Origin of the sequence: Chromobacterium indicum (genome assembly GCF_039708975.1) — a bacterium.
GTDB classification, from domain to species: domain Bacteria; phylum Pseudomonadota; class Gammaproteobacteria; order Burkholderiales; family Chromobacteriaceae; genus Chromobacterium; species Chromobacterium piscinae.
The window spans coordinates 1-15,689 of sequence record NZ_JAYFSJ010000028.1; the positions used below are offsets into that span (position 1 = coordinate 1).

Annotated in this window: 15 protein-coding genes; 4 read left to right on the plus strand and 11 right to left on the minus strand. The window is 60.7% G+C overall.

Annotated features, from left to right (window positions below; genetic code table 11):
* Positions 1 to 368 precede the first annotated feature (368 nt).
* Together VA599_RS23825 and VA599_RS23830 are read right to left on the minus strand one after the other, a co-directional pair.
* Positions 369 to 998, minus strand: coding sequence for a transglycosylase SLT domain-containing protein (locus VA599_RS23825; protein ID WP_346790964.1), 630 nt, complete (start codon positions 996 to 998; stop codon positions 369 to 371).
* Positions 983 to 1,273, minus strand: coding sequence for a hypothetical protein (locus tag VA599_RS23830; protein ID WP_046158933.1), 291 nt, complete (start codon positions 1,271 to 1,273; stop codon positions 983 to 985). The genes VA599_RS23825 and VA599_RS23830 overlap by 16 nt, the downstream gene beginning before the upstream one ends.
* Positions 1,274 to 1,516: 243 nt before the next feature.
* Between VA599_RS23830 and VA599_RS23835 the strand changes: the two genes are divergently transcribed.
* Complete coding sequence (locus VA599_RS23835; protein WP_021478096.1) at positions 1,517 to 1,777, plus strand: hypothetical protein; 261 nt, start codon at positions 1,517 to 1,519, stop codon at positions 1,775 to 1,777.
* A gap of 92 nt (positions 1,778 to 1,869) precedes the next feature.
* Here the strand turns inward: VA599_RS23835 and VA599_RS23840 are convergent, their stop codons facing one another.
* From VA599_RS23840 to VA599_RS23860, 5 genes are all read right to left on the minus strand, one after another.
* Complete coding sequence (locus tag VA599_RS23840) at positions 1,870 to 2,073, minus strand: DUF2788 domain-containing protein (RefSeq protein ID WP_021478097.1); 204 nt, start codon at positions 2,071 to 2,073, stop codon at positions 1,870 to 1,872.
* Between the two features lie 15 nt (positions 2,074 to 2,088).
* A complete protein-coding gene (locus tag VA599_RS23845; protein WP_346790965.1) occupies positions 2,089 to 2,991 on the minus strand; it encodes a DMT family transporter in 903 nt (300 codons plus the stop codon).
* A gap of 82 nt (positions 2,992 to 3,073) precedes the next feature.
* Positions 3,074 to 4,300: an argininosuccinate synthase gene (locus tag VA599_RS23850; protein ID WP_346790967.1), complete on the minus strand. Its 1,227-nt coding sequence runs from the start codon at positions 4,298 to 4,300 to the stop codon at positions 3,074 to 3,076.
* 47 nt (positions 4,301 to 4,347) lie between these two features.
* Positions 4,348 to 5,271 (minus strand): ornithine carbamoyltransferase, encoded by a 924-nt coding sequence (argF, locus tag VA599_RS23855; protein WP_104946911.1) that lies wholly within the window; start codon positions 5,269 to 5,271, stop codon positions 4,348 to 4,350.
* 190 nt (positions 5,272 to 5,461) lie between these two features.
* The gene (locus VA599_RS23860) at positions 5,462 to 7,420 is read right to left on the minus strand and encodes an aminotransferase class I/II-fold pyridoxal phosphate-dependent enzyme (protein ID WP_346790968.1); all 1,959 of its coding nucleotides are present in this window, start codon (positions 7,418 to 7,420) and stop codon (positions 5,462 to 5,464) included.
* Positions 7,421 to 7,579: 159 nt separating this feature from the next.
* Between VA599_RS23860 and dinG the strand changes: the two genes are divergently transcribed.
* The 3 genes from dinG to VA599_RS23875 all read left to right on the plus strand — a co-directional run bounded on the left by dinG (position 7,580) and on the right by VA599_RS23875 (position 11,462).
* Positions 7,580 to 9,703: an ATP-dependent DNA helicase DinG gene (gene dinG / locus VA599_RS23865; protein WP_346790970.1), complete on the plus strand. Its 2,124-nt coding sequence runs from the start codon at positions 7,580 to 7,582 to the stop codon at positions 9,701 to 9,703.
* A gap of 117 nt (positions 9,704 to 9,820) precedes the next feature.
* On the plus strand, positions 9,821 to 10,135 hold the full coding sequence (locus VA599_RS23870; RefSeq protein ID WP_046167115.1) for a DUF3579 domain-containing protein: 315 nt from the start codon (positions 9,821 to 9,823) through the stop codon (positions 10,133 to 10,135).
* Positions 10,136 to 10,310: 175 nt separating this feature from the next.
* The gene (locus VA599_RS23875) at positions 10,311 to 11,462 is read left to right on the plus strand and encodes a porin (protein ID WP_104946910.1); all 1,152 of its coding nucleotides are present in this window, start codon (positions 10,311 to 10,313) and stop codon (positions 11,460 to 11,462) included.
* Between the two features lie 78 nt (positions 11,463 to 11,540).
* On the opposite strand, the gene VA599_RS23880 is transcribed toward VA599_RS23875, so the two are convergent.
* The 4 genes from VA599_RS23880 to VA599_RS23895 all read right to left on the minus strand — a co-directional run bounded on the left by VA599_RS23880 (position 11,541) and on the right by VA599_RS23895 (position 15,551).
* Positions 11,541 to 12,296, minus strand: coding sequence for an endonuclease (locus VA599_RS23880; protein WP_346790973.1), 756 nt, complete (start codon positions 12,294 to 12,296; stop codon positions 11,541 to 11,543).
* 299 nt (positions 12,297 to 12,595) lie between these two features.
* Positions 12,596 to 14,599: a M13 family metallopeptidase gene (locus tag VA599_RS23885; protein ID WP_346790974.1), complete on the minus strand. Its 2,004-nt coding sequence runs from the start codon at positions 14,597 to 14,599 to the stop codon at positions 12,596 to 12,598.
* A 75-nt stretch (positions 14,600 to 14,674) separates the two neighbouring features.
* Positions 14,675 to 15,097: an ExbD/TolR family protein gene (locus VA599_RS23890; protein WP_346790976.1), complete on the minus strand. Its 423-nt coding sequence runs from the start codon at positions 15,095 to 15,097 to the stop codon at positions 14,675 to 14,677.
* A gap of 10 nt (positions 15,098 to 15,107) precedes the next feature.
* Positions 15,108 to 15,551 (minus strand): ExbD/TolR family protein, encoded by a 444-nt coding sequence (locus VA599_RS23895; RefSeq protein ID WP_046159195.1) that lies wholly within the window; start codon positions 15,549 to 15,551, stop codon positions 15,108 to 15,110.
* Between the last annotated feature and the right edge of the window lie 138 nt (positions 15,552 to 15,689).

The window sequence follows — 15,689 nt, forward strand, 5'->3', positions numbered from 1 at the left end:
GCCCAGCGCCGCCAGCGAACCGTTGTGCAAACCCAGCCCCGCGCCTGTCACCACTGCAACCATACCGCCCTCCAGGAATAATCAAATCGACATAACAGTCTTATCCCTGGATTTCTGAAACAGTTTAGCCATTTTTGCGAAAAGAAATATTATTTCACCATAAAACTTCAATGACAGAGAAAGTTAAAATAAATAAATTATTTTCATTTAAAAATGCCAATAGATTTAAAATTCACGCATCTACAAACCACCCAGCCATACGTAAGATTCCATCGATGGCACTGAATTTATTCAGAATCTCTATTGGCAGCCGCCATTTACCGGATACCTGATGCAGGAAAACGGCCCCAAAGGAGCCGCCACCCAGCTCAACGCGATCCGACCGCCTCGCCGAAATAAGACCGATACTTGACCCTTCTGACCACCATCACGTTGCGGACATGGGTGTTGGTGATGTCGGCGAAGGACTGCCCGTAACCGGCCCGCCGGCGCCTGGACTGGCCGCTGGCCTTGTCCAGCCCGCCGAACCAGCGCGCCGGATCGCAAGCCGCCATATTGGCGCACAAGCGGCGGCGCTGCAGCACCGAGCCGAAGCCGGAATTGTAGGCGGCGTCCATCATCGCCAGCCTATCCTCGCCTTCCGCCCAACGGATCAGCCGATAGTTATCGCGATTTTTCAGCACCATCGCCGTCAGCTGATAATGAGGATCGAAGGCGTTCTGCCAGCCCCAGCCCCGCAGCTCCGGATGGCGCGCCGCCATCTCCCGGATCGCGTCGAAGCGCACGCCGCCATCTGCCCGATACGCCTTGGTGAACTGGCCGAGCCCGGCGCCATACTCGCGGGAAGTCTTCAGCACCGCCCGCTCGCGCCATCCGCTCTCCTGCTCCACCTGGGCCGCCAGCACGGAACGCGACGGCATGTCAGGCCAATGCTGCGTCGCGGCGGCATTCAACAGCGGCAGCAAGGCCAGAGCGCCGACGCTCAGCCCCGCAGCCACAGCACGCCCGCCAGCAACACGGCGGCCATGAACAGCCTGTCGGCCAGCACCACCAGCGACGCCCCCACCGGCGAAGCCAGCGCCAGATCGGCCGCCTGGCTGACATCGGAATGGAACAACACCTTGCGCAGCAGCAACGCCACGCCCACCAGCACCGGCAAAGCCAGGCCCAGCTGCAGCCAGGTGACGGCGACGACGCGGTCTATCCAGCACAAGCCCGCCAAAGCGGGCAGAATCAGCACATACAAGCGGTAATCGCGCAACTTGCCAAACATGATGATCAGTCCTCCTGTCATGAATACAGGATCAGCTTACCGATCATCGTCCGCCGCAGCCCGCTGACAGATTACACTGTCAGACAAGCGCACTAAATTACTGTTCTTCCGGACATTTCCCGTAAAACTAGCGGTTCCTACTTATAAACAAAACACCTCTAGCCTCGTAAGATACAAGGGCAATGTTCAGCCCGCCCCAGCCATCAGCCAAAGGCGGAGACCCCTTCCAAAGAGGTGAGTGCCATGCTTGACAGCAACTTCGAACTGGATGAGCCGTTGGAGGCCATCCTGCAGCGCCCCCTGACCTGGTTCGAGAAACAGCAGATTCAGGATAATCAGCAGGCTTCAGTCGACGAAGCCGAGGGCATTGTTGAGGCCGCGGCCGACACTCATCCCTTGCGCCGCCGCCTGAAGGACATGGCGATGATGCAGGTGGTGCGCATTGACCATCCGGAGGTCCGCAAGCCCAGAACCGACACGGCGCTCTGCGCCAAAATCGCCTGACCCTCTGAAAAAAGCCAAGCCCCGCGCAATGCGGGGCTTGGCTTTTAAACCTTCAGCCGGGCGAAACCTTCCACCCAAATCCACAGCCATGCCTACTTGCTCAGCATAAACTCCACCAGGATGTTCTTGAAGACAAATCCGGTGACGCCAAACCCCAGCACCAGAAACAAAACGATCATGCCAGTCTTTCCGGCCTTGGACTTCTTGCCCAAGTCCCAGATGATGAAGCCCATGAAAATGATCAGCCCAGTCAGGCACACCACCAGCGAGATATTGGTGAATTGCTCTTCCGACACGTTTGACACCTCTATTCAAGCGCGCCCGCCGCTGGCGGGACGGCCCGGTAAACGAAAATCTCCGCCGCGCAACACCAAGGCCACGCCGACGGCTGCCAGTACGATACCCCCCATCGCGGCCGGGCTCAAGCGCTCGTCGAACAACCACCAGGCCTGGACGGCTGTCAGGCCCGGCACCAGATAGAGATAGGCCGCTACCCGGCTGACATCGCCGTCGCGCAGCATGCGCAACAACAGCAGAACCGCCAGCACCGACAACATCGTCACACTCCAGCCCAAGGCGAAGATGAACTCTCCGCTCCACACCACCGGCACTCCCCGCTCGAACAGCAAGGCCAGTGCGCCAGTCACCGCCAGCGCGGACAGATACTGGTGAAACGCACCCGCGACCGGATGCACGCCGCCGCCGCGGTAACGCTGGTATAGCGTGCCGCCAGTAATCAGCAGCAAGCCGGCGATCACAAAGGCCGCTCCGGCGCCGCCAGCCAGAGCTACGCCCTTGCTGCCCGCGATCACCAGCGCCGTGCCGGCAAGCCCCAACGCCATGCCCAGCCATTGGATGGCGCGAAAACGCTTCTCGCCAAGCCGCCAGGAAATCAGGGCGGTCAACAATGGTTGCATGCCCATGATCAGCGCCGCCAGGCCGGCTGGCACGCCCAACTTGATCGCCGCGAACAGGCAACCCAGATAGCCGCCATGCAGCATGCCGCCGCTCACCCACTGTTGCCGGGCCTGCGCGAGCGTCGGCCAGGCGGGACGCAGCACGGCCAGTAAAGCCGCGAAGCACAGCAAAGTCAGCGCCATCCGGATCGCCAGGAAAGTAAACGGCCCGCAATACGGCAAACCGAGCTTGGCGCCGGTGAACCCAGTGCTCCATAACACGACGAAAACCCACGGTATCCAACTGCTCGCTCGCATGCGCGACACCTCACCCTACCTGCTTAAAGAACGAAAAATGGCGGCCGGATGGCCGCCATGTCAACGGTATGAATCAATTGTATCAGCCGCGCTTGCTCCGCGCATTGGCGGCGATGCGCATCCGCAGCGCGTTCAGGCGGATAAAGCCGGCCGCGTCGGCGTGGTTGTAAGCGCCGCCATCCTCGTCGAAGGTGGCGATGGTCGGATCGAACAGCGAATCGGTCTTGGACTCGCGGCCAACGACGATCACATTGCCCTTGTACAACTTCAGCCGCACCCAGCCGTTCACCGTGGCTTGAGAGGCGTCGATCATCTGTTGCAGCATCGCGCGCTCCGGACTCCACCAGTAGCCGGTGTAGATCAGCTGCGCGTACTTCGGCATCAGCTCATCCTTCAAGTGAGCCACTTCGCGGTCCAGAGTGATGGACTCGATGGCGCGGTGCGCCTTCAGCATGATGGTGCCGCCCGGGGTTTCATAGCAGCCGCGCGACTTCATGCCGACATAGCGGTTCTCGACGATGTCCAGTCGGCCGATGCCGTGCTTGTTGCCCAGACGATTCAGCTCGGTCAGCACCGCGGCCGGGCTCAGCGCCTGGCCGCCGACGGCGACGATGTCGCCATTGCGGTATTCCAGCTCCACGTACTCAGCCTGGTCCGGCGCATTCTCCGGGCTCACGCTCCACAGCCACATATCCTCTTCCGGCTCCTGTGCCGGGTCCTCCAGCACCGTGCCTTCATAGGAGATATGCAGCAGATTGGCGTCCATCGAGTACGGGCTGCCGCCGTTTTTCTTCTTGCTGATGTCGATGCCGTGGGTTTCGGCATAGGCCAGCAATTTCTCGCGCGACAGCAGATCCCACTCGCGCCACGGCGAGATCACCTTCACGTCCGGCTTCAGCGCGTAATAGCCCAGCTCGAAGCGGACCTGGTCATTGCCCTTGCCTGTGGCGCCGTGAGATACGGCGTCGGCGCCCACTTGGTTCGCGATTTCGATCTGGCGCTTGGCGATCAGCGGCCGGGCGATGGAAGTGCCCAGCAGGTACTCGCCTTCGTAAATGGTATTGGCGCGGAACATCGGGAAGACGTAGTCGCGGACGAACTCTTCACGCAGGTCCTCGATGAAGATGTTCTCCGGCTTGATGCCCAGCGACACCGCCTTCTGGCGCGCCGGCTCCACTTCCTCGCCCTGGCCGATGTCGGCGGTGAAGGTCACCACTTCGCACTTGTACTCGTCCTGCAGCCACTTGAGGATCACCGAGGTATCCAGACCGCCGGAATACGCCAAAACCACTTTCTTGATGTCAGACATTGCTTCTCTTTCCACTCGTTGTTTGTTTATCGATTGCCGGGCGGGACTCAGTCCTCGCGGTGCCCCAGCAACAGATATTCGATCAGGGCCTTTTGCACGTGCATGCGGTTTTCAGCCTCATCCCAGACCACGCTCTGCGGACCGTCTATCACCTCGGCCGCCACTTCCTCGCCGCGATGCGCGGGCAGGCAGTGCAGGAACAGCGCGTCCGGTTTGGCATGCTTCATCAGCTCCGCCGTCACCTGGTAGCCGGAGAAAGCCTCCAGGCGGGCCTTCTGCTCGGCCTCGAAGCCCATGCTGGTGAACACGTCGGTGGTGACGATGTCGGCGCCGTGCGCGGCGCGTACCGGATCCTGGGTCAGTTCCAGCACGTCCGAGCCGTAATAATGGCCGTCCAGCGGCTTCAGCTCGTAACCGAGCGGCGACGCCACCCTCAGCTTGAAACCGAGCACGCGCGCGGCCTGCAGCCAGGTGCGGCAGACATTGTTGCCGTCGCCGATCCAGGCCACGATCTTGCCCTTGATCGAACCGCGCCGCTCCACATAGGTGAAGATGTCGGCCAATATCTGGCACGGGTGGTACTCGTTGGTCAGGCCATTGATCACCGGCGCGCGGGAATGCGCGGCCAGCCGCTCGACCAGACTCTGCTCGAAGGTCCGGATCATGATGATGTCGCTCATCCGGGACAGCACGCGCGCCGTGTCCTCGATCGGCTCGCCTCGGCCGATCTGCGAGCTCTTGGTGTCCAGGAACATCGCGTGGCCGCCCAGCTGCGCCATGCCGGCCTCGAAAGAGACGCGGGTACGGGTGGAATTCTTTTCGAACACCATGGACATCACCTTGCCGACCAGCGGCCGATGCAATTCGCCGGCGCTTTGTCGTCGCTTCAGGACCCGGCTTCGCTCGAAGAGATGGTGGTACTCGTCGGGGGAAAGGTCGCTGAACTGAAGGTAATGCCTTACGGACGTCATGATGCTCCAATCAAAAAAAGAGGCCGCTGCGCGTGCAACACCGAGAGGTGGTTTCATGCGCAACGGCACATTACTACACGCTAGTCTCAAGTCACTTTACAAAGTATCGCCCCCTGCAAATACAAAGGCATGATTTACAGAAATGCGACATTTGTTATATTTATCGGAAATCCTCCTGCCTGACAAGCATTCAATTGAACAAACTGCGTCCCGGCAATTCCGCCAGCTCCTGCGGCTTCAGCACGCGCAGATAAAACTCTCCGCCATCCTCCGCCAAACCATGCATCTCGATGCTCTTCTGCGTCTTCTGCAGCCGCGCCAGATAGGCCAGGATGGTGTCATCCACCACCTGCCCCGGCACCAGCACCGGGATGCCCGGCGGATACGGCACGATCTGGTCGCAACACACCCGCCCGCTAAGCGCCGGGTTCGGCCGGCCATCGTCGTCCAGCAGCGGCAGCCTCTCGCCGGCCTCGTAGAAAGCGTCGCGCGGCAGGCAGGCCAGGCGCGAGAAATGCGGAATTTCCGGCATGCGCCCCAGCGCCCGCGGCGGACGCCCTTCCTTGGCCAGGCGCAGCATCGCGTCGTACAGGCGGGACAACTTGCTGCGGGTGGTGCCTATGGTCAGCAGCAGGGTGATGGTGCTGAACGTCGATTTCTCCACCTGGATGTTGTAGCGCTCGAACAGCGCCTGCTGCAACTCGTCGGCGGTGAAGCCGGAGCGGCTGAAATCGACCGTCAGCTTGGTCGGATCCAGCAGAATGCCGTCCTCCTGCACCTCCGGCGGCAGCAGATCGTCGAGTTCCAGCACGCGGAAAGCACCGGTGGAGTTGATTTTCTCGCGCAGCTCCTGCGCCAGCTTCAAGGTGCGGTCCAGCAGTCTGTAGCCTTCCGTCACCGCCTGCTTGCGCGCCACGTCCAGGCTGGCGATCAGGCTGTACTGCGGACTGGTGGACGCGTGCATGTTGAAGTTCTCGCGGAACAGGTGCTCGTCGAAACGCGGGTCGTTGACGTGGATCATGCTGGCCTGCGAGAACGCCGACAGCACCTTGTGCGTGCTCTGGGTCACATAGTCGGCGCCCGATTCCAGCGCCGTCGGCCGGAACGCGGGGTGGAAGCGCGCGAAACCATACCAGGCCTCGTCGACGATCACCTTGATGCCCTTCTCGTGCGCGGCCTCGATGATGGGCTTGAGGTCGTAACGCAGGCCATCGTAAGTGCATGAGGTGAGGATCAGCACCCGCGCGTCCGGATTGTCGTCAATCGCCTGGTAGATGGTGGTCTTGGGCACTGGACCGAAGATGCCGTACTGGCGGTTGATAGACGAATCCAGATACACCGGCCGCGCGCCGGACAGGATCACGCCGTGATGCACCGACTTGTGACAGTTTCGGTCCAGCAGCAACTTGTCGCCCGGTGCCAGCAGCGTCTGGAAGATCACCTTATTGGAGGTGGAGGTGCCGTTGGTGGCGAAATAGGTCTTGCGCGCGCCAAACGCCTTGGCCGCCAGCATCTGCGCCTCGGCGATGACGCCGGTCGGGTGCAGCAGCGAATCCAGCATCGGCACCGATACCGACAAATCCGCCCGCAGCAGATGCTCGCCGACGAAATCGTGGAAATCGCCGACCCAGTTGCTGCCTTTCAGCGAATCGCCGCCGGAATGGCCAGGCGTGTGCCAGGAATCCTTGGCCATCCGCACGTATTGCTTGAGCTTGTCGTAGAACGGCGTCGCCGACTTTTCCGCCAGCTCCGCCACCAGAATGCGGAACCAGCCGTTGAAATCGGCCTCGTCGCGGTAGAAATAGCCATCCACCGCATGGCTGGCCAGCTCCTCCACCAGCGCGCGCTCGTCGTCGTCCTGCAGGAAGACATAGAGCGAGATCTCCGGACGGAAATCGCTGATGCGGTTCGCCAGCTGGGCCGCGGCCTCGCCGTTGGCGGTGCCTTTCAGCTGCCGATCCACCAATACCACCTGGACTTCGCCGTCGTGGGCGATCAGATCCATCGTCTCCGCCGTGGTGCAGGCGGGGACGAAGGTCAGGCCAAATGAATTCTCCAGCCGCACCGCGGCGGCTCCCAGACCGGCCAGCACTTCGGCCTGCCATGTCACATCGTCGCTGACCACGACAACGCGGCTAACGGGTTTCATGAAGGTTTCTCCTCTTGCTGTTTGCCGCGCACTTGTTTTTAGCGTCTGTCCGGACGTACGCGCTGTTCTGTATTTTTGTTTGTCTCCTATCCTATCCACATCTTGTGCCCGCCGTCATTATGCAGGCGCACAACGGTCGCATGCGGTACAATCGCGCCCATGCTGACCGACGCCGAAAAAGACTCCATCCGCGACCATTACCGCGCCATTTCCGACCGCCTGCCGGGCTTCCGGCCGCGCGCCTCGCAACGCCGCATGCTGGCTGAAATCGCCAATGCCTTGTCGCGCGCGCAGGAAAAGGTCGGCGACGACTGGCCGGAGCGCGAAGGCGAGAGCATCACGGTGATCGAGGGCCCTACCGGCGTCGGCAAGAGCTTGGCCTATTTGCTGGCTGGCGGCGTGATGGCGCGCGCGCGCGGCAAAAAGCTGGTAGTCACCAGCGCCACCGTGGCGCTGCAGGAACAACTGGTCAACCGCGACCTGCCCTTCGTCGTCGAAAACAGCGGTCTGCCGCTGACCTTCGCTCTGGCCAAGGGCCGCGGCCGCTATCTGTGCCCGTATCGCCTGTACGGTCTCACCGCCCAGCACTCGCAGCAGAGCCTGCTGCAGCCCGACCCGATGATGGCGCTGTGGGACCACAAGCCGGAACAGGCCGAGCTGGACGCGCTGAGCGCGATGGCCGACGCCTTCCATTACCGCAAATGGAACGGCGACCGCGACACCTGGGACAGCATCGTGGAGGACGGCCTGTGGGCGCGCGTCACCAACGACCGCCACGGCTGCCTGAAAACCGCCTGCCCCAACCGCGTCGAATGCCCGTTCTACCTCGCCCGCGACACCCTTGAAAACGTCGATGTGGTAGTGGCCAACCACGACCTGATGCTGGCCGACGTCTCGATGGGAGGCGGCGTGATCCTGCCCGCTCCAGAGGAAAGCTTCTACTGCATAGACGAGGCGCACCATCTGGCGAAAAAAGCGGTCAACCAGTTCGCCGCCGAGCATTCGCTGGGCCAGGCGCTAGGCTGGCTGGACAAAGTGGGCGCGGTGGTCGTGCATGCCGAAGCGCACACCGGCAAGGCTGAACTCGCCAGCAACGCGATCGATTCCGCCGCCGCCTGCGTGGAAACGCTGACCGAGTGGCAATGGCTGCTGGGCAGCGAAGACTCCCTGGCCGCCAGCAGCGATAACCTGGAGCCATCCTGGCTGATCGAAGACGGCGTATTGCCGGAACGGCTAAAAACCTCGGCGGCCAATATGGCCATCTCCGCCCGCGCGCTGTCCAAGCAGCTGGACGACATGGGCAACGCGCTGTCCGAAGCCCGCAAGGACAAGAGCGGCGACGTGGATCTGGACAAAACCGCCACCGAGCTGGGTTTCCTGATCGGCCGCGCCGAGCAATTGATGGCGGTATGGGATCTGTTCGATACTGAAACCCCGGAGAACGCGCCGCCGATCGCCAAATGGATCACCCGCCGCGCCGAGGGCAAGGGCGACTATCTGTTCTCGGCCTCGCCGGTCAGCGCCGCCGCCAGCCTGGCCGCCACGCTGTGGCGCCGCGCCGCCGGCGCCATCCTGACATCCGCCACGCTGCGCTCGCTCGGCGATTTCGAGCTGCTGCTGTCGCAGACCGGCCTGAAATGGCTGCCCAAGGTCAGCTGCATGGCGCTGGAGTCGCCGTTCAACTTCGACGAGCAGGGCGAACTCTACCTGCCGCCGCTGCTGGCCAGCCCCAAAGACCCCGGCGGCCATACCCGCGAAATCATCGAATGGCTGCCCAAGCTGATCGACCTGAAAGAGCCGGTGGGCACACTGGTGCTGTTCTCGTCCCGCAAACAGATGCAGGAAGTCGGCGCAGGTCTGCCCGCAAGCTTGCGGGAAAGACTGCTGATCCAGGGCGACATTCCCAAGCGCACGCTGCTGGACACGCACCATCAGCGCCTGAAAGACCAGCAGGCCAGCGTGATTTTCGGGCTGGATTCGTTTTCGGAAGGACTGGACCTGCCGGGAGAGAGCTGCGTGCACGTGATCATCGCCAAGTTGCCGTTCGCGATGCCGGACGACCCGGTGGGCAAGACGCTGTCCCGCTGGATCGAGAAGCGCGGCGGCAACCCCTTCATCGAGCTGACGGTGCCGGAAGCATCGATCAAGCTGGTGCAAGCCGTGGGCCGTTTGATCAGAACCGAACGCGATTACGGTCGGGTGACCATTCTGGACAACCGCTTGACGCGACAAAGTTACGGCAAAAAGCTGCTGGCTTCGCTGCCACCATTCAAGCGCATATGATTTTCAGGTATGATCACGAAACTTTCGCATAAGTAAAAGTCGTCGGCCTAGAAAAAACGTCTTAGCACGGACAACAAAACAGGCTACACCAAAAGCAAACACACTGGTTCCACCGCCATGATCTGCAATCCGTACGAAATCGTGATCCAGGGCCTGACCTCAGAAGGCCGCACTTTCCGCCCCAGCGATTGGGCCGAGCGACTGGCCGGCATCCTGGCCTCCTTCGATACCAATCAGAAGCTGTCCTACCATGCCTTTGTTCGCCCCATGCTGCTGGAGGGCGTGCGTTGCGTCGCCGTGGACAAAAAACTGGAAAAAATCTACCCGCAAATCTTTCAGTTCCTGATGGACTTTGCAAAAGACAATGACCTGCGCGTAGTCGATTGTCGGACACTGATCGACGAGGTCTATCCGAACAAGTTTTCGGCATAATCGCAACAGGCGTCGCATCGACACCACTCTTTTTACCAGTCTTCGCAACACTCCCGTCATATTCTGTGGCTAAACTAATACAAAGTCGTGAAGCAGCCGTGCAAGCGTTGCCAAAACCGGACACGGTCTCTTCACTGCTTCACAACAGAACCACAGACTTGACTTGGAGTTCACCATGCAAAAGAAGAATCTGGCAGCCATCGTTGCATCTCTGTTCATCGTCCCGGTCGCGGCTCACGCCGACGTGACCATCTACGGTTTCATGAGCGGCGGCATCGAATCCGCAAAGGCAACCGGCAGCGGCAGTAGCGCCACAGAGTACAGCTCTCGTACTCGCGTAGTGGACGAAAACTCCCGCATCGGCTTCAAAGGTTGGGAAGACCTGGGTGGTGGCACCAAGGCAATTTGGCAGATTGAAAGCAGCCTACGCAACTTTGAGCAAGGCGGCACTAACGACAAAAACCAATCTGCGACCTTCGGCACTCGCAACACCTTCATCGGCATCGACAATGCAGACTTCGGTAAAGTGCTGCTGGGCCAAAACGACTCGGCTTACAAAGTATTCACCGGCAGCAGCAACAGCGCACTGGGCACCGACGTATTCGTGAACACCACCGCCGATAATTTTGGCGCGAACTCCGTCAACAGCCGCGGCGAACTTCGCATGGCCAATTCCATTCACTGGTTCTCTCCTAACTGGGCTGGCTTCACGCTGGGTGGCTCTTGGGGCGTGGATGAGGCTCGCGCCAGCGGCACCGATGCCAAGCGCATTTCTCTAGGCTTGGGTTACAATTGGGGTGCCTTGAATCTAGCCACCGCTTGGGACAAGCAGTACGATAAGGGCGTTGCCGCCAACACCACGACTGCCTCTGTCAATTCCGGCTCCAACATCTCGTTCTACAGCATCGCCGCCAGCTACAAATTTGACTTCGGCACCTTCATCGGCGGCAACTACGAATGGGGCTCCTTCGATCAGATTGGCGGCGGCCAGCTGAAACAAGATGACTGGCTGATCGCGCTGGGCCAGGATTTCGGCGCCGCATCGGTCAAGCTGTCCTACGGCGAACTGGGCCGTCTAAAGAATGTCGGCGCGGGCATCAACGGCGACGACTTCAAGGCCAAGCAGTGGACGCTGGGTGGTTATTACAACCTGTCTAAGTCGACCCAGTTGGTGGCTTACTACACCAAGATCACCAACAACGCGAAACAGAACGCCAACTTCGCCAACAACCCCGTGTATGACAGCGGACTCGGAACTGGTGGCGCCAAGCTGACTGCCGGCAACGACCCGCAAGCGTTCGGCGTTGGCATGAAGGTTTCCTTCTAAGCCTTGAGCAAAGCTGTTTAAAACCAAACGCCACGGCATGCCGTGGCGTTTTTTATCGTCGATACCAAACAAAATCGATCAGCCGCAAACCCTGTTCAACTCCTCCGGCTGGGAAACCAGGAAATTGCCCTCGCCCTGCCATTGCATGATTCGCTTGTTGCGCTGGCGCTCCCATTCATCCACCGGATGTTGCCGCGCCCATGCGCACATCAACTGCCGGTCCTGCTGACTCATCCTCAAACCATAGCGCTGATGCATGTATAAAGTGATGCGCGCCGCCGCGCCGCGCACTTCTTCCCGCGGCTGGAACCGCTTTTGCTTGAAATCCACCAGAGATTGGCACTGCCCATAAATGGGCCGGGGATGAATCTCCCAGGCGCCGTAGGCGAAATTGGCGCGGTCGCCGTTAACTTCGCCCACCGCCGGGACCAGATTGTTCAGATCGCCCTCGGCCATCTGGAACAACGGATCCTGATCGCCGCAGGCCTTGCGGCCGCCCTGCTGCCAGCACTGGCGCTGATGCCCTAGCACCCATGCCGGCACCACATGCTCCCACTCGATGCGGCTGGCGCGCGATTCAGACTTGCGCGGCTGATAGCCGCAAGACTGCCAATCGACCGCCTTGCCCTCATAGCGGCAACCGCAATAGAAGTCCACTTCCATGCCTGAGTACACTCGCGGCAAAATGCGCTTGGCGGCGGCGAAATCGCGATGGCCGGTCGCCTTGCCGCCGCTGACCAAGGGCTCGGCCCTGACTTGAGATGGCGCGCCTCCGGATTGCTGCGACGCAGCCGATGACAGTATGGACTCGCCCAGAGCGGCCAACTGTTTCACTTCCGGGGATTTTGCTATCTGATTGATTTGATGCGAATCGCAAGCGGTTAAGGCTGCGGCAAAGATGAAAGACTTGAATTTGTGCATCAACGGAGTGTATGCACCGAAACCAATTACAGCAATACCATTGTCAGATTATCCACCTTCTTCAGCAGCTGAAGACCCGCCACGCCGAGAAATCAACCACCAGCCTCATCGCCGCCAAAACCGTCCCACACGCGAAACGCGGGCAAGCATCCGCAAATTCGGCGCCTGCCCCCGTTCAGCCTATCCCGAAACGAGATGGGCTGAGACCCGCCTTACCAGATGCGGATACGCTGCTCCTCCGGCTTATACATCTTGTCCCCCGGCTTCACTTCGAAAGCGTGCTGGAAAGCATCGCTGTTTGAAGTGGCGCCGATCGCCCGAAACGCATCCGGCGAATGAGGATCGGATACCAGCCTGGCCAACATGGCCTCATCCCGGGTCTTGCCGCGCCAAACCTGGGCAAAACCATAGAAAAATCGCTGATCGCCGCCCATGCCGTCAATCACCGGGGCTGGCTTGCCGCCAAGCGACAACTGGTAAGCCTTGTAGGCGATCTGCAGACCCACGTTGTCGGCGATATTCTCGCCCAGCGTCAACTTGCCGTTGATGTGCTTGCCCGGCAGCGGCTCATAGGCGTCGTATTGCGCCACCAGCTTGCTGGTCAACTCATGGAAGCGAGCCTTGTCCTCTGCCGTCCACCAGTCCCGCAGATTGCCGTCGGCATCGAACTGGCTGCCCTGATCGTCGAAGCCATGGCTGATCTCATGCCCGATCACCGCGCCGATGCCACCGTAATTGACAGCATCATCGGCCTCTGCATTGAAGAACGGCGGTTGCAGAATGGCGGCCGGGAACACGATTTCATTCTGGGAAGGATTGTAATAAGCATTGACCGTCTGCGGCGTCATGCCCCACTCAGTCCTGTCCACAGGCTTGCCCAGATGCGACAGCTGCCACTGGTAATCGAACTGATTGGCGCGCTTGACGTTGCCCACCAGGTCATCGGACTTGAGTTCCAGGCCGGAATAATCGCGCCAATGGTCGGGATAGCCGATTTTCAACATGTACTTGGACAGCTTGACCTGCGCAGCCTGCTTGGTCGCTGGGCTCATCCAGCTCAAGCCATCGATGCTCTGACGATAGGCCTGCATCAGATTGCCGACCAGCTCCTCCATCTTGCGCTTGTGTTCCGGCGGGAAATACTTGGACACATACAACTGCCCCAACGCCTCACCCAAGGATGACTCCACCAACTGCACGCCCCGCTTCCAGCGCGGCCGCTGCTCCGGCGTGCCGGACAAGGCCTTGCCGTGGAAATCGAAACGGGCATCGACCATCGCCTTGCTCAGGTATGGCGCATAGCCGTCCAGCGTATGCGCGATCAGATAATCCTGCCAATTCAGCAACGGCTCCTTGCGCAGCAGCTTAGCCAAGCCCGCCACGTACTCGGGCTGGCTGACATTCAGCGCGGCTATCCCGGACATGCCGGCCGCGGACAAAAAGCCTTGCCAATCAAGCTTGGGCGCCAACTTGGCCAGTTGGGCCGGCGTCGTCTTGTTGTAGGTTTTCTGCGGATCGCGGTTTTCCACCCTGCTGCGCTGCAGCTGCGCCAGCTTGGTTTCCAGCGCGATAACGCGTTGGGCTCGCTTTTCCGGCTGCGCATATCCAGCCAGGCGGAACAAGCGGCTCAGATAAACCTGATAGGCATCCCGCGCTTTGGCGAAACGCGCATCCTTGCCCAAGTAGTAGTCTCGATCCGGCATCAGCAAGCCGCTCTGGTACAGATCAGGCAAATACGCGGTGGCGTCGTGGGCGTCGATCCCCACATACAAGGCCAGCGGCAGCTTGACGTTGCCGGACTGCCCGCCGCCGATCAATTTCAACAGCTCATTGCGGCTCGCCAGCAGGGTGATCGCCTGCAGATCAGGCTCGATCGGCTGCAAGCCCTTTTTCTCCGCCGCGGCCTCATCCATGAAGCTGGCGTATGCGGCACCGATCTTCCGCGCGTTGCCATCCTTCGCCTGGCCTGCCGAAGCCTGCTCGATCAATTCGCGGCTCCGCGCTTCACTCAGATCCCGCAGATCCTTGAACGCGCCGCTCCAGGATTCGCTGGCCGGAATTTCATGCGTATCCAGCCACTTGCCGTTGACGGCCAAGTAGATATCATCCTGCGGGCGGATGCTGGAATTGAAATTGGCGGCGTCGATCCCAGACACGCCATGCGCCCATGCCTGGCCTGCCAGCAGCAGAGCCAACGCCAACGCTTTCATCTTCATTGAACTTCTCCATGCGTGCTTCGAGAAAAGAAAGGCAGCCGAAGCTGCCTTTCCTGTCCGATCCTTACAGACCGTCTATTGCAAGAACTGTTCCGACCCGACGATGCCCAGCTTCGTCAATCCCAGACGCTGCGACTCCGCCAGCACCATCGCCACCGGCGCGTAACTCGCATCCTTGTTCGGCTTGATGTGCAGCTCCGGCTGAGGATCCGCCTTCCCCGCCGCCGACAGCCTCGTCTCCAGCTCCTCGCGGTTCGGCAATCGCTCGCCGTTCCACATCACCGCGTTGTCCGGCGCAATGTCGATCTGCACCACCACCGGCTTCGCCAACGGCTTGGCCGGCGTGTTCTGCGGCATGTCCAGCTTCACCGCGTGCGTCTGGATCGGAATCGTGATGATCAACATGATCAGCATCACCAACATCACGTCGATCAACGGCGTGGTGTTGATTTCCATCATCAGGTCGTCTTCTCCCGACGACCCCACATTCATCGCCATGTCTCTTCTCCTACTCGCCGCCGCCGGGCGCCGGCGGCTCCGTGATGAACGCGATCTTCACGATCCCCGCCTGCTGCACCGCCAGCACGATGCGGCCGATTGGCGCGTACTTCGCCGTCGCGTCGCCGCGGATGTGCACTTCCGGCTGCGGATCTTTCTTCGCTTCCTTCACCAGCCGCGCCAGCAATTCCTGCTGGTCCTTCACCGGCGACATGTTCCAGTAGATGCGGCTGTCCGGCCCCACTCCCAGCACCACATTCTCCGGCTTGGTCTGCGTCGGGATGTTCTGCTCTTTCGGCAGCGTCATCTTCACTGTCTGCGTCACCACCGGCACCGTGATCAGGAAGATGATCAGCAGCACCAGCATCACGTCCACCAGCGGCGTGGTGTTGATCGCCGACAGTACCTGGTCCTCGTCGCCCTTGCCGTGGCCAAATCGTTTGTAACGGGCCATATTCGATTACCGGCTCGGGGTGTTCAGCAGGCTGGCGTGCAGACGGCCCGACACCACGCGAACGTTGTCCAGCACCAGCTTGTTGCGGCGCACCAGCCAGTTGTAGCCCAGCACCGCCGGCACCGCGACGGCCAGACC

What these genes read in the sequence shown, in the direction of transcription:
- VA599_RS23890 (WP_346790976.1), bottom strand. Translation starts at nt 15,097, where the DNA reads ATGGCGATGAATGTGGGGTCGTCGGGAGAAGACGACCTGATGATGGAA.
- dinG (WP_346790970.1), top strand. Translation starts at nt 7,580, where the DNA reads ATGCTGACCGACGCCGAAAAAGACTCCATCCGCGACCATTACCGCGCC.
- argF (WP_104946911.1), bottom strand. Translation starts at nt 5,271, where the DNA reads ATGACGTCCGTAAGGCATTACCTTCAGTTCAGCGACCTTTCCCCCGAC.
- VA599_RS23870 (WP_046167115.1), top strand. Translation starts at nt 9,821, where the DNA reads ATGATCTGCAATCCGTACGAAATCGTGATCCAGGGCCTGACCTCAGAA.
- VA599_RS23850 (WP_346790967.1), bottom strand. Translation starts at nt 4,300, where the DNA reads ATGTCTGACATCAAGAAAGTGGTTTTGGCGTATTCCGGCGGTCTGGAT.
- VA599_RS23860 (WP_346790968.1), bottom strand. Translation starts at nt 7,420, where the DNA reads ATGAAACCCGTTAGCCGCGTTGTCGTGGTCAGCGACGATGTGACATGG.
- VA599_RS23885 (WP_346790974.1), bottom strand. Translation starts at nt 14,599, where the DNA reads ATGAAGATGAAAGCGTTGGCGTTGGCTCTGCTGCTGGCAGGCCAGGCA.
- VA599_RS23835 (WP_021478096.1), top strand. Translation starts at nt 1,517, where the DNA reads ATGCTTGACAGCAACTTCGAACTGGATGAGCCGTTGGAGGCCATCCTG.
- VA599_RS23845 (WP_346790965.1), bottom strand. Translation starts at nt 2,991, where the DNA reads ATGCGAGCGAGCAGTTGGATACCGTGGGTTTTCGTCGTGTTATGGAGC.
- VA599_RS23895 (WP_046159195.1), bottom strand. Translation starts at nt 15,551, where the DNA reads ATGGCCCGTTACAAACGATTTGGCCACGGCAAGGGCGACGAGGACCAG.
- VA599_RS23830 (WP_046158933.1), bottom strand. Translation starts at nt 1,273, where the DNA reads ATGTTTGGCAAGTTGCGCGATTACCGCTTGTATGTGCTGATTCTGCCC.
- VA599_RS23875 (WP_104946910.1), top strand. Translation starts at nt 10,311, where the DNA reads ATGCAAAAGAAGAATCTGGCAGCCATCGTTGCATCTCTGTTCATCGTC.